Source organism: Haematobacter sp. (genome assembly GCF_032102465.1).
GTDB lineage: Bacteria > Pseudomonadota > Alphaproteobacteria > Rhodobacterales > Rhodobacteraceae > Haematobacter.
Map to the genome: position 1 here is coordinate 30653 of NZ_DAMDHB010000032.1, position 13535 is coordinate 44187.

The following is a 13535-nucleotide window of genomic DNA, read 5'->3' on the forward strand; positions in this document are numbered from 1 at the left end:
ACTTGACTTCGAGAGCCGCTCGGGGTGTATCGACGCCACTTTCCGAACGCCTCCGAAGGGGATCGTCATGCACGTCTATCGCAGCCATACCTGCGGCCAGCTGACCCGCGCCGATGCGGGAGCCGAGGTCCGTCTCTCCGGTTGGGTGCACCGGGTGCGCGATCACGGCGGAGTTCTGTTCATCGATCTGCGGGATCACTACGGCATCACCCAGGTGATCGCCGATGGCGACAGCCCCGCCTTTGCCGCGCTGGAAAAGGTCCGTGCGGAATACGTGATCCGCATCGACGGGCGCGTGAAGGAACGGGACGCGAGTCTCGTGAACCCCAAGATCCCGACGGGCGAGATCGAGGTCTATGCCATCGACATGGAAGTGCTCGGCCCGTCGGACGAACTGCCGCTGCCGGTCTTCGGCGAGCAGGACTACCCGGAGGAGACCCGCCTCACCTACCGGTTCCTCGACCTGCGGCGCGAGGGGCTCCACGCCAACATGATGCTCCGCTCCAACGTGGTGCGCTGGATCCGGCAGAAGATGTGGGCGCAGGGCTTCAACGAATTCCAGACGCCGATCATCACCGCGTCCAGCCCTGAGGGCGCGCGCGACTTTCTGGTGCCGTCGCGGCTGCATCCGGGCAAGTTCTATGCGCTGCCTCAGGCGCCGCAGCAGTTCAAGCAGCTCATCATGGTGGCGGGCTTCGACCGCTACTTCCAGATCGCGCCCTGCTTCCGCGACGAGGATCCGCGCGCCGACCGCAGCCCGACCGACTTCTATCAGCTCGACATGGAGATGTCCTTCGTGGAGCAGGAGGACGTGTTCGCCGCCGTGCAACCTGTCATCCAGGGGCTGTTCGAGGAATTCGGCAACGGTCGTCACGTGTCCGGCGACTGGCCGCGCATCGCCTATCGCGACGCGCTGCTGTGGTATGGTTCCGACAAGCCCGACCTGCGCAACCCGATCCGCATGGAAATCGTCTCCGAGCATTTCGCCGGCTCCGGCTTTGGCATCTTCGCCAAGCTGCTGGAGAACGAGGGGACGCAGATCCGTGCGATTCCCGCCCCCACGGGCGGCAGCCGCGCCTTCTGCGACCGGATGAACGCCTTCGTGCAGAAGGAAGGTCTGCCCGGCATGGGCTACATCTTCTGGCGTGAGGAAGGCGAGGCCATCGTGGGCGCCGGTCCCATCGCCAAGAACATCGGGCCGGAGCGGACGGAAGCCATCCGCCTGCAACTCGGCCTGAAGGCGGGCGATGCGGCCTTCTTCCTCGGCGGCAAGCCGGAAGCGTTCGAGGCCGTCGCCGGCAAGGCCCGCAACGAGATCGGGCGCGAACTGGGGCTGACCCGGACCGACCGGTTCGAATTCGCCTGGATCGTCGATTTCCCGATGTACGAGAAGACGGACGAGGGCGGGATCGACTTCTCCCACAACCCGTTCTCCATGCCGCAGGGCGGGATGGAGGCGCTTCAGGGCGATCCGCTGGCCGTCCACGCCTATCAGTATGACCTTGCCTGCAACGGCTATGAACTCATCTCCGGCGGTATCCGCAACCACGAGCCGGAGATCATGTTCAAGGCCTTCGAGATTGCGGGCTATGGCCGGGACGAGGTGGAGAAGCGCTTCGGCGGCATGGTCAAGGCGTTCCACTACGGCGCGCCGCCCCACGGTGGCTGTGCCGCGGGGATCGACCGGATCGTGATGCTTCTGGCGGATGAGCAGAACATCCGCGAGGTCATCATGTTCCCGATGAACCAGCGGGCCGAAGACCTGATGATGAATGCGCCCTCCGACCCGACACCGACCCAGCTCCGGGAGCTGCGTCTCAGGGTGGTGCCCAAGGAGTGAGTATCGCCGCCCTCCGCAAGGCGGGCTTCGATGTGATGGCCCGCAACCACGCCGAAGCGATCCTCGGCGTGGATTTCCCCCGAGAGACCTCCGAACTCATCGAAGCGCTGCTGAACGTCCGGCTCGACCCCGGCGAACTGATCGCCAGCGGCGGGGGGGAGGCGCCCTCCACCCAGCGGATGCGGCGGCATCTGGACGAATGCGGCTGGCGCAAGCACAACTTCCGCATCCAGACGACGCTGGACGGCAAGCCGCTGGGCGACGGGACCAGCCATGAGATAGACCACGTGCGGCTGGCCGGAGCAGGCACGCTGGCGCTGGAGATCGAGTGGAACAACAAGGATCCCTTCTTCGACCGTGATCTTGAGAACTTTCACCGGCTGCATGCCCAATCGGTCATCTCCGTCGGCATCATCGTGACGCGGGGCCGCAGCCTGCAGGCCGCGTTGCCGGGCATCGTGCGCAGCTATCTCTCCGCCAACCGGATCGAGGATCCGGCGGCGCTGGTCGAGCACGGGATGAAGCGGCGGACGGACCGGCAGAGCGCGCTCGTCGCGCGGGCCGTTCGGGCGGGAACGCCCTTTGGCGAGGCCTTCGCGCGGATCTTCGTGGCCGACAAATACGGGCCCGCGACGACGCATTGGTCCAAGCTCTCCGACCGCGTGGCGCGCGGCGTGGGCAATCCCTGTCCGCTGCTGCTGATCGGCCTGCCCGCAAGCGTGGTGCGCCCCGTTACCACCCAGAAAGCCGACAGCCGCGAGGCGCTGCTGCAACATGGGCTGGACCTCTAGCAGGCCCCTCAAAAAGTCCTGAAGATCATAACTATGTGCCGGAAATCGGAAAATCGGCCCGGAAACGCGCGAGAGTATATGGATTTCCGGCTGGATTCCGTCAGATTGCGAACGATTTCCGCTCCAACACAGGCCAAAAAGCTGCCCTGAGGCGGAGGTCTTCCCACGTGGCCGGAGGTTGTCCCGGCAACCGCGGGTTTTGCTCCTGACCGGACCGGTTTCCGGTTTTCGACGTAGATTGGGGCCGATGCCCGGCTTTCTTGGCAGGCCGCCAGACCCCTCGCGCGATCGCGTCTGAACGGGCGCGGTTCGGCGGGCCATCATGTCGGAGGCCGGTCGGCGGACCACAGACCCGGATCGCGTGACTGTATCCTTGCGGATGACCGCGATTTCGCGTCTCCGCACCGGATGCTCTAGTGGGATTATGGTGTTTGCGTGGCGAGGGATCGATTGCCCCGGATAGCCGGGAGAGAACATATCCGGCGGGGCCATGTTTCTCACCGCGATAGGGGCTGTGACGGGGTGGGCAGTAGGAGAAGTCCGAAGAACCATGAGGCGACGCTGTCCTGCCCGGAAAGCGCGCCGCCCAGCGGCACCAACAAGCTGATGAAAAAGTTCTGAAGCGTCATGCCGATGCTTTGGAAAATCGGGGTAATCGGTGTCGAAATGACCCTGAACGGGAGATTTCCGGCTGGATCTAGCTGGAGTGCGAACGATTCCGCTCCAACGCAGACCTGAATGCCCTTTTCCAGCAGCCTTTTAAGGGGGATGAGGGGCGCGGACGACAAGGGGTCTGACCGTCCAATTCCCGCTGCGTCTCCGGCGACGATTCCGCAGTTGATCCTCGCATCACGGGCCGCAGGTCCTCGAATGTCATCAACCGGCGGTCCTGGTCCTCAAGGTTTTGCCGTTCAGGACGCAGGGCCCCGTGTCACCGCAGAAGACATCGGGAAGCCGTGGGGACGAAAATCGGGGCGGAAGCTCCAGAGGCGCTGGACCGGCTTCGGTCTGATTGCAGGGGTGTTGAGGGGAATGTGCCGAAGCGGCCTTCCACTCCGCAGGCTCCCGGCCTGACGGCCGCTGACCGGATGCCGTCAAGGAGGATGCGGAATCGCAAGGTCCAATGCGCTAGGGACCCTGCGCGCTGCCGTCCCTGTCGCTATTTCTCAGCGACACATCCCTGCAGCGCGACGAGCAGATTGGGAACATTTCCCCTGCCGCCGATTGCCCCCTGAGGGCTGCATCAGGGAAGGCAATTGCGGGGTTAAGAGGGGCGCCGGTTACTCCGCCGCGAGGGAGGAGTTGTAGGCGTAGGTTGCCCAGTCCGGCTTGTAATCCTCCGTGGCCTGATTGCCCCAGACCGTCCAGCCAGGCCGCACACCCCGCCCGAAAAGCTCCAGATAAGGGCCCCAGGAGCAGTTCTCGATCAGCTCGTATTGCTCATCGGGCTTGCGCGAGTGCTCGCGCTTGCGCGTGGAAAGAAAATTGACCTGCCGCCGCCCTGCGGCAAGCGTCCGGGCATTCTTGCCGCGCGTCCCGAACAGGATCACTTCCGTGACGTTGCGGAAATAGAAGCCCACACCCCGTCCGTCGGAACCGCCGTCCTTGCGCTCCTTGTGCCAGATGAGGTTCGATTTGTATTCGAAACCCCAGGCCTGAAGCACCTGAAGCCCGTCGGGCAGCAGAGCGTTGGGCACCCAGAGGTAGCAATGCGCACGGTCTTCGAGGTGGTCGGCCACCGGAAGCGAGCAAATATCCTCAAGCGTCAGCGTGGGATAGCGGGAGAGGCGCCGATGCTCCGGCGCCACCTTTCCGGTGCGGTTGGCAAAACGCCAGGGCGGATCGGCCAGAACGCAGGAAAAGCGTTGCTCGCCAAGGAAGTTCCGAAGGTCTTGTGAGGGATCGCGCGACATGTCCAGCATATTGATGATCCGTCCCTGCTTCGGCAACCGGAATCCTTCCGGCGAGGCGTGAACATTATGCGAACCAGCGCAGGGGATCAACCGACGCGGAACGGTTTTCCCCACAGTTCGATCTTTCGGTAGAGCGTTGAGGGCGAGACATCGAGCGCGCGCGCCGCCTTGGGTATGGAGCCGCCGTGGCGGAAGATGGCGGCCTCGATCACCATCCGCTCGGCCTCCGCCAATGTGCAATCGGCAAGCGCTTCGAGCGCGTCGCGCCGCAGCGGCTCTGAAACGGTGTTCGGAGCATCGTTGAACCCCTGCGGCAGCATGCGGGCAGTGACGACGGGCCCGTCATGCAGCACGACGATATTGCGCATCACGTTGAGGAGTTGCCGCACATTCCCGGGCCAGGGCGAGGCACGGAATATCCGCAGCACATCCTCGTCGAGGGCCGTGAAGCTGCGTCCCTCCTCCCGCGACAGGCGTTGCAGCAGGGTGCCCGCGATTTCCGCGATATCCTGCTCCCGTTCACGCAGCGGCGGCATATGAAGGGGGATCACGTGCAGGCGGTAGTAGAGATCCTCTCGGAAACGACCCTGACGTACGGCTTCCAGCGGATCGCGGTTGGTGGCGCAGAGGATGCGGACATTGACCTTGCGCGGGCGGGATGCCCCGACCGGCTGAATGGTGGATGTCTGAAGAAACCGGAGCAGCTTGGTCTGCAGCGCGAGATCCATCTCGCAGATTTCGTCAAGAAACAGCGTGCCCCCGTCGGCCGCGGCCGCGGCTCCGGCCCGATCGGAAAGCGCCCCGGTAAAGGAGCCGCGAAGATGGCCGAACACCTCCGATTCAAGCAGGTCCGGCGGGATCGCGCCACAGTTCAGCGCGATGAACGGCCCCCCCGCGCGGCGCGAGCCTTCGTGAATCGCCATCGCCGCCAGTTCCTTGCCCGTCCCGCTTTCGCCGGTGATGAACACCGTCGCGGTCGAAGGGGCGACGGCACGGATCATCTGGTAAATCTGCCGCATCGCAGGGGAGGAGCCGATGAACTCGCCGGGCGGTGCATTGCTGTCGGATGTGGCGGGGAGCGGGATATGCAGGTTTTCGATGGCGGAGAGCAGCCGCTGCGCATCAAAGGGCTTCACGAGAAAATCTGTCGCCCCCGCCCGCATGGCCTCGACCGCCTTGTTGACGGAGCCGTTGGCGGTGATGACGATGACCGGCGTTTCTGCGCGGAGCACCCGCAACTCGGCCAGGAGATCTATCCCCTCCCGGTCGGGGAGCATGAGATCCAGCAGAACGGCACAGGGGCCGCTGCTGCGGAAGGCGCGCAGCCCCTCCGCCGCGGTGGCCACCGAAAGCACAGGGAGACCGGCATTTTTCAGCGCCGATTCATAGACCAGACGCAGGGAGGGCGTGTCTTCGATCAGCAGGACCGGCGCGCCAGTCTTCGGGGAACAGTCATTCACAGCGATACCCCGGACAACTGGGCTTCGTTGGCCAAAGCATGGATCAACACGTCGAGCTGGTCGAGAACTTCTTTTCCTTGCAGGGCGATAACTGCAGCATCGCTCAAATGTGCCGCACGATTGAGCTTCTCCGCCCGGCGTTGCAGGCCTTCGGCCCCGACAGCACCGGCAAGGGCGATGAGCACATGGCTATGGGTGCGGATTTCCATCGGATTGTCGTCGGCGAGCCCGGTGACCAGCCCCCGCTCCACGCCGCGCAGGTCCGCATTGAGACGCGTCAGAAGCTCCCGTCGCCCCTCCGGTCCGGCGATCTCCAGCAGCTGCTCAAACCTTTCGCGGTCAAAAGGCTCATCGCGGGGCTCGGCGGGAGGAGGCACGCCACCGGGGAGAAGCACCTCGCTGATGGCCTGAGCGAAGATGTCCAGCCCGCTGATCGGTTTCGCCAGGATACGGTCCGCCCCCGCGGCGTAGATCGCCCGCCGATTGCCCCGCAGGACATAGGCCGTGACGGCGAGAACCGGCGTCCGCCCCCGCGCATCGGGCATGGCACGCAGGGCGCGGATCACTTCTATGCCGGTGAGACGGGGCATTTCGATGTCTATGAGCGCGAGGTCGAAGGGGCGCTGATCGAGCAGGTCGAGCGCCTCAATCCCGTCGGAGGCGAGGGTGACCGTCGCCCCCATCGTCTCCAGCATCCGCGAGACGAGCATCTGGTTGGTGGCGCTGTCCTCCGCCAGCAGGACGTGACGCCCCGCAAGGTCCGGCAACTGCGCTGTCTGAACCGGTTCCGGCGTGAGCGTGGCCCAGCTGCCGCGCGGCAACAGCAGGGTCACGACACCGCCGCCGTCCTCCCGGTTGCGGACCTCCACCTCCGCGCCCAGCCGGTCGGCCATCTCACGCGTGATGTGCAGGCCGAGACCGGTGCCGGGTTTCCGGCGGTCCCCCCGACCCTGATAGCGGAAGAGACGCGCCAGCGCCTCGCTGGAAAAGCCGGGGCCGGTATCCTCCACCCGGAAGCGGATCGTATCGTCGGCAAGGCGGGAGACATCCATCGTCACGCCGCCCTGATCGGTATATTTGATCGCATTGCTGAGGATGTTGGAGAGGATCCGCTCCAGCGATATCCGCTCCAGCCCGATGGTTTCAGGCAGATCGTCCCCGACCCGAAGCTCGAACGTCAGCCCGTGTTCCTGCGCCCGCCCGGACCAGCGCATCTCCAGATCGTAGAGCAGGCGGGCGAAGCGGATGTTCGTCGGATGGACATCGGTCGAACCATCCTCCCCCGGCAGGAGGCTCAGTCCCTCCTCCAGCAGCAGCGCCATGCCTTCGCCGGCCGCGCGGATGCGCTCGAGTTGGAGGCGCGTCGCGGGATCGAGCCCTGACTGGTCGATAAGGCGGAGCGCACCGATGATGTCCGACATGGCCGCGCGGAGGTCATGCCCCAGCAGCGACAGGCGGGAGGCCCGCTCCCCCCGCGCATCAGACCCCGGCGCCAGTTCCGTCATCCTCAACCCTCTCGTAGAACGCCGTTCTGGCTGCCCGGAACCGAAGATACACCCTGTCGGTGAACAGTCGGTAAAGAGAAGCTGTGCGCCGCTTCAGGCGTTTGCATGTCCCACACCCTGGAGTGCGGACGCGATTTCGTCCAGCACCACGGGGTCGTCGATCGTCGCGGGGGCCTTCACCTGCTCTCCATCCGCGATCTTCACCATCGTGGCCCGGAGGATCTTGCCCGAGCGTGTCTTGGGCAGGCGGTTCACCACGACGGCGCGGCGAAAGGCGGCGACCGGGCCGATCCGCTCCCGCACGAGGGCGACGCACTCCTGCACGATCTGCTCCTCGGGGGTTCGGGTGCCCTTCTTCAGCACGAGAAAGCCCAGCGGTATCTGTCCCTTCATCTCGTCCGACGCGCCGATCACCGCGCATTCCGCCACGTCCGGGTGGCTGGCCAGCACTTCCTCCATCGCGCCGGTGGAGAGGCGGTGGCCCGCGACGTTGATCACATCGTCGGTGCGGGCCATGACGTAGAGATAGCCGTCCTCGTCCACCAATCCGGCATCGCCTGTCTCGTAATAGCCGGGGTAGCGGCTGAGATAGGCCTTCTGGAAACGCTCGGGCGCATTCCAGAGCGTCGGGAGCGCGCCCGGCGGCAGGGGCAGGCGGATGGCGACGGAGCCGAGCATCCCCTGCGGCACCCGCTCGCCATCCTCATCCAGAATGCACAGGTCGTAGCCGGGCATGGGCACGGAGGGCGAGCCGGGTTTCACCGGCAACTCCTCCAGCCCCAGCGGATTCGCCGCGATGGCCCAGCCGGTCTCCGTCTGCCACCAGTGGTCGATGACCGGCACATGCAGGTGATGCTGCGCCCAGCGGATCGTTTCCGGGTCGGCACGCTCCCCGGCGAGGAACAGGGCGCGGAAACGGCGGAGGTCGTAGTCCCCGATGAGCTGGCCTTCGGGATCCTCTCGCCGGATGGCGCGGATCGCGGTCGGCGCGGTGAACATGCATTTCACCCGGTTTTCCGCGATCGTCTTCCAGTAAACCCCGGCATCGGGCGTGCCGACGGGCTTGCCCTCGAACACGATGGTCGTCGCCCCGGCGAGCAGCGGGGCATAGCAGATGTAGCTGTGCCCCACGACCCAACCCACGTCGGAGGCCGCCCAGAACACATCGCCCGGCCCGATGTCATAGATGTTCCGCATGGACCACAGAAGCGCCACCATATGCCCGCCGGAATGGCGGACCACGCCCTTCGGCTGGCCGGTCGTCCCGGACGTATAGAGGATGTAGAGCGGGTGGTTGCCTTCCACCGGCAGGCAGGGCGCAGGCTCTGCCCCATACTGGAAACTATGCCAGGCGATGTCCCGCCCCTCCACCAGCCGGGCGATTTCCTGCTCCCGCTGGAGGATGACGCAGAACTCGGGCTTGTGGCGGGCAAGGTCGATGGCGCCGTCCAGGAGGGGTTTGTAGTGCACGATCCGCCCCGGCTCGATCCCGCAGGAGGCGGCGAGGATGGCCTTGGGCTGGCAGTCGTCGATCCGGGTGGCAAGCTCGGCGGCGGCGAAGCCCCCGAACACGACGGAATGGATCGCGCCGATCCGGGCGCAGGCCAGCATCGCCTCCACCGCCTCGGGCACCATGGGCATGTAGATGATGACGCGGTCGCCCTTGCCGACACCGCGCGCCGCCAGCGCACCGGCAAGCCGCGCGACCCTGTCCTGAAGCTCGGCAAAGGTGATGCCCTTGCGCAGATGGGTCACGGGGCTTTCGTGGATCAGCGCGATGTCATCGCCGCGGCCCGCCGCGACATGCCGGTCCACCGCATTCCAGCAGGTGTTGGACAGTCCGTCGGCGAACCATTCATGGAACGGCGCCTCGCCGGAGAGCGCGCGGGCGGGCGAGCGATCCCAGTCCACGGCGCGGGCAGCGTCGAGCCAGAATCCTTCCGGGTCGTCCCGCCAGCCCGCATAAACCTCCGCATATCCCATGTCCGTCTCCTCCCGTTCTCTCGGAAGGAGACTACCGCCGCGCCCGCATCTTCCGCAACGGGCGTCAGCCGTATTGCGCGACGGGCGTTCCGGCGAGGGCGGAGATGTTGAGCAGCCCCCGCGTGGTGATGGAGGGCGTCACCACATGCGCCCGGTTGGCAAGGCCCATCAGGATCGGCCCCACCTCCAGCCCGTTGGCCCGCATCTTCAGGATGTTGCGGATGCCGCTCGCCGCATCGGCATCGGCAAACACCAGCACATTGGCCGGCCCCCGGAAGCGGGCGTTGGGGAAGATCCGGTCGCGGGTCGATTGATCCAGCGCGGCATCGACATGCATCTCCCCCTCATAGGCGAAATCGGGTTTGCGCGCGTCGAGGATCTCCATCGCCTTGCGCATCCGTATGCCGCTCGACGTGTCGAGGTTGCCGAATTGCGAATGGGAGCAGAGGGCGATCTGCGGCACCATGCCGAAGCGGCGGACATGGCGGGCGGAGGCGATGACCGTCTCCGCGATCTGCTCGGGCGTGGGTTCCGGGTTCACCTGCGTGTCGGCGATGAACAGCGGCCCTTCCTCAAGGATCATCAGCGAGAGGGCGCCGATCGGCACCCGCCCGTCGCGGCTGAGCACCTGACGGATGTATTTCAGGTGCCACAGATACTGCCCGAAGGTGCCGCAGATCATGCTGTCGGCCTCCTCGCGGTAAACCATGATCGCGGCGATGGCGGTCGTATTGGTCCGCATGATCGCGCGGGCAAGGTCCGGCGTGACGCCGTCGCGCTGCATCAGTTCATGATAGGTGCCCCAGTAATCGCGGTAGCGGGGATCGTTCTCCGGGTTCACCACCTCGAAGTCGCGGCCCGGACGGATGGGCAGCCCGGCACGCTCAAGCCGCGTCTCCACCACCTCGGGCCGTCCGATGAGGATCGGCTTGTCGGTGGTTTCCTCCAGCAGCGCATTGGCGGTGCGGAGCACGCGCTCATCCTCGCCTTCCGCGAACACGATGCGGCGGGAGGCGCTGGAGGCGGCCTCGAACACCGGCCGCATGATGAGGGAGGAACGGAAGACGGAGCCGTCGAGCTTCTGCTTGTAGGTGCCGATATCGGCCACCGGGCGGGTGGCGACGCCGGTTTCCATCGCGGCGCGCGCAACGGCGGGGGCGATGACGCCCATCAGCCGCGGATCGAAGGGCTTCGGGATCAGGTAGTCCCGCCCGAAGCTCATCCGCTCCCCGGAATAGGCGGCGGCGGCCTCCGCGCTGGTGGTGGCGCGGGCGAGGGCGGCGATGCCCTCGATACAGGCGAGCTTCATCTCGTCGTTGATCTCGGTCGCGCCGACATCCAGCGCGCCCCGGAAGATGAACGGGAAGCAGAGAACGTTGTTGACCTGGTTCGGAAAGTCCGACCGGCCGGTGGCGATGATCGCGTCGGGGGCCACCGACCGGGCCAGATCGGGCGCGATCTCTGGTGTGGGGTTGGCGAGCGCGAACACGATGGGGGCGGGGGTCATCTTCGCCACCATCTCCGGGGTCAGCACGCCGGGGCCGGAAAGGCCGAGGAACATGTCCGCCCCTTCGATCACATCGGCAAGGCTGCGGGGCCCGCCGGGCTGGGCGAATTCCGCCTTCTGCGGCGTCATCTCCTCCTCCCGGCCCTCATAGACGAGACCGGCGAGATCGCAAAGCCAGATGTTCTCGCGCTTCACGCCCAGCTTCACCAGCATGTTCAGGCAGGCGATGCCCGCCGCCCCGCCGCCGGTGGAGACGAGCTTGATGTCTTCGAACTTCTTGCCGGCCACCAGCAGCGCATTGGTCGCGGCGGCGCCCACCACGATGGCGGTGCCGTGCTGATCGTCATGGAAGACGGGAATGTTCATCCGCTCCCGGCAGAGCTTTTCGACGATGAAGCAGTCGGGGGCCTTGATGTCCTCAAGGTTGATCGCGCCGAAGGTGGGTTCCAGCGCGCAGACGATCTCCGCCAGCTTCACCGGATCCTTCTCGTCCAGCTCGATGTCGAAACAGTCGATCCCGGCGAATTTCTTGAAGAGGACCGCCTTGCCCTCCATCACCGGCTTGGAGGCCAGCGCACCGATATTGCCCAGCCCCAGCACCGCCGTCCCGTTGGAGACCACTGCCACGAGGTTCCCGCGCGAGGTGTAGCGCCGCGCGGTGGAGGCATCCGCCTTGATCTCCAGGCATGCTTCGGCCACACCCGGCGAATAGGCGCGCGACAGGTCGCGGCCATTGGCGAGCGGCTTGGTGGCGCGAACCTCCAGCTTTCCCGGTTGCGGGAATTCGTGGTAGTCGAGCGCTGCCTGCCGGGCGTTCTCCTGCCGGGTTTCCTCCATCTGGATTCTCCTGCCCTCTGCCGCTTGCGGGGATCTAGTTTAATGCTGAACTATCTGCGACACGGGCCAAACTGCCCCCTTTGGCGGGCGGATTCAAGGGCGGGTTTCGTGGGCAGGTCGCTTGCATCGCGGGAATGATCGCCGCAAAGTCGCCTCAGACCCCGCGAGGCAGTACCACATCATCCAACGGCGGGGCCATGGCAAGGAGGCCGGTGTGTCCAAATCCGACGGATCGAAGGCGGAGGGGGCGAAAGCGGAGGGGGCGAAAGCCGCAGGCACCGGCCCTGAGGATGGCGCAGAGGATGCGGAAGCCGCCGCTGCGAAAGGCGACCCGGAGGGCCCGGCAGGAGGAACAGGTAAAAGCCGTGGAAAAAGGGCCGATGCCACCGCCGCACCGGAGGCAGGGCACGGCCCGCAGGGGCACGGCACCGATGATTCCCTGAAGGACGCCGCCCGGATGGTGCGGGAGAATGCCTATGTGCCCTATTCCGGCTTCAAGGTGGGCGCGGCGATCCGCAGTGCCTCGGGCGCGATCCATGTGGGCTGCAACGTAGAGAATGCCGCCTATCCCGAGGGCACCTGCGCGGAGGCCGGGGCCATCGCGGCCATGGTCGCGGCCGGCGATCTGCGCATTGCCGAGGTCGGGGTGATCGCCGACAGCCCCCATCCCGTTCCGCCCTGCGGCGGGTGTCGGCAGAAGCTGGCGGAGTTCGGCGATCCGGACGTGCCCGTGGTGATGTACAACACTCAGGGAGAGATGCTGCGGACCACCATCCGTGACCTGCTGCCGGGCGGGTTCAGCGTCGATTACATGCTGCGCTCCTGATGCCCGCGCCGCTTTCCCCGGCGGGGGTCATTGCCGCCGTCCGGGATGGCCGGGCCATGCCGGACGGGGCGCTGGCGGCCTTTGCCGCCGGGCTGGCCACGGGAGAGGTCGGCGATGCGCAGGCGGGGGCCTTTGCGATGGCCGTGCTGCTGCGGGGCCTTGGCCCGGCGGGCCGTGTGGCACTGACGGAGGGGATGCGGGATTCGGGCCGGTTGCTGCGCTGGGACCTGCCCGGCCCGGTGATCGACAAGCATTCGACCGGCGGGATCGGCGATTGCGTATCGCTGGTGCTGGCGCCGCTGCTGGCCGCGGCGGGGGCTTTCGTGCCGATGATCTCCGGGCGTGGCCTTGGCCATTCGGGCGGCACGCTCGACAAGCTGGAGGCCATTCCCGGCTGGCAAGCGGAGCTTGATCCCGCGGCCTTTGCCCGCATCGTGCGTGCGGAAGGCGCGGCGATTGTCGCGGCCTCGCCTGATATCGCCCCTGCGGACCGGCGGCTTTACGCGATCCGTGATGTGACCGGCACGGTGGAAAGCATCGACCTCATCACCGCTTCCATCCTGTCCAAGAAGCTCGCCGCCGGGCTGGGCGGGCTGGTTCTGGATGTGAAGGCGGGCTCGGGCGCGTTCATGAAGACCCGGGCGGAGGCGGAAGCGCTTGCCCGCGCCCTGATGGAGACGGCGGTGGGCGCGGGGTGCCCCACGGTCGCGCTCCTCACCGGGATGGAGGAGCCGCTGGCCCCGGCGCTCGGCAATGCGCTGGAGGTGGCGGAGGCAATGGCCGTGCTGGAGGGCGGCCCGGGTCCGCTCCGCGAGGTGACGCTGGCGCTCGGCGCGGAGGCGCTGGTGCTGGCGGGGCTGGCCGCCAGTCCGT

9 protein-coding genes are annotated in these 13535 nt (G+C 66.4%); 4 read left to right on the forward strand and 5 right to left on the reverse strand.

Going from position 1 to position 13535, the window contains the following annotated elements; genetic code table 11:
• The first annotated feature begins 67 nt into the window (after positions 1-67).
• The gene (gene aspS, locus RT513_RS16380) at positions 68-1840 is read left to right on the forward strand and encodes an aspartate--tRNA ligase (RefSeq protein ID WP_290690642.1); all 1773 of its coding nucleotides are present in this window, start codon (positions 68-70) and stop codon (positions 1838-1840) included.
• The gene (locus RT513_RS16385; RefSeq protein ID WP_290690640.1) at positions 1837-2631 is read left to right on the forward strand and encodes a BglII/BstYI family type II restriction endonuclease; all 795 of its coding nucleotides are present in this window, start codon (positions 1837-1839) and stop codon (positions 2629-2631) included. The genes aspS and RT513_RS16385 overlap by 4 nt, the downstream gene beginning before the upstream one ends.
• 1280 nt (positions 2632-3911) lie before the next feature.
• Here RT513_RS16385 and RT513_RS16390 read toward each other — a convergent pair.
• From RT513_RS16390 to RT513_RS16410, 5 genes are all read right to left on the reverse strand, one after another.
• Entirely contained in the window at positions 3912-4544 is a 633-nt protein-coding gene (locus RT513_RS16390) for an MT-A70 family methyltransferase (protein ID WP_290690675.1), read from the reverse strand.
• Positions 4545-4630: 86 nt separating this feature from the next.
• Entirely contained in the window at positions 4631-6004 is a 1374-nt protein-coding gene (locus tag RT513_RS16395; protein ID WP_290690637.1) for a sigma-54 dependent transcriptional regulator, read from the reverse strand.
• On the reverse strand, positions 6001-7509 hold the full coding sequence (locus tag RT513_RS16400) for an ATP-binding protein (protein WP_290690634.1): 1509 nt from the start codon (positions 7507-7509) through the stop codon (positions 6001-6003). The genes RT513_RS16395 and RT513_RS16400 overlap by 4 nt, the downstream gene beginning before the upstream one ends.
• A 93-nt stretch (positions 7510-7602) precedes the next feature.
• Positions 7603-9492: a propionyl-CoA synthetase gene (locus RT513_RS16405; protein WP_290690631.1), complete on the reverse strand. Its 1890-nt coding sequence runs from the start codon at positions 9490-9492 to the stop codon at positions 7603-7605.
• A gap of 64 nt (positions 9493-9556) precedes the next feature.
• The gene (locus RT513_RS16410; protein ID WP_088215799.1) at positions 9557-11836 is read right to left on the reverse strand and encodes an NADP-dependent malic enzyme; all 2280 of its coding nucleotides are present in this window, start codon (positions 11834-11836) and stop codon (positions 9557-9559) included.
• Between the two features lie 439 nt (positions 11837-12275).
• On the opposite strand from RT513_RS16410, the gene cdd reads away from it, so the two are divergent.
• Together cdd and RT513_RS16420 are read left to right on the forward strand one after the other, a co-directional pair.
• Positions 12276-12662 carry a cytidine deaminase gene (gene cdd, locus RT513_RS20860; protein ID WP_349677690.1) on the forward strand — a complete coding sequence of 129 codons (387 nt, stop codon included), beginning with the start codon at positions 12276-12278 and terminating at the stop codon, positions 12660-12662.
• The coding region (locus tag RT513_RS16420; protein WP_313534154.1) for a thymidine phosphorylase at positions 12662-13535 on the forward strand (874 nt) is incomplete at its 3' end. The genes cdd and RT513_RS16420, both read left to right, overlap by 1 nt.

Coding starts and splice junctions, on each gene's coding strand:
- aspS (WP_290690642.1), top strand. CDS start 68: ATGCACGTCTATCGCAGCCATACCTGCGGCCAGCTGACCCGCGCCGAT.
- RT513_RS16410 (WP_088215799.1), bottom strand. CDS start 11,836: ATGGAGGAAACCCGGCAGGAGAACGCCCGGCAGGCAGCGCTCGACTAC.
- RT513_RS16405 (WP_290690631.1), bottom strand. CDS start 9,492: ATGGGATATGCGGAGGTTTATGCGGGCTGGCGGGACGACCCGGAAGGA.
- RT513_RS16390 (WP_290690675.1), bottom strand. CDS start 4,544: ATGTCGCGCGATCCCTCACAAGACCTTCGGAACTTCCTTGGCGAGCAA.
- RT513_RS16400 (WP_290690634.1), bottom strand. CDS start 7,509: ATGACGGAACTGGCGCCGGGGTCTGATGCGCGGGGGGAGCGGGCCTCC.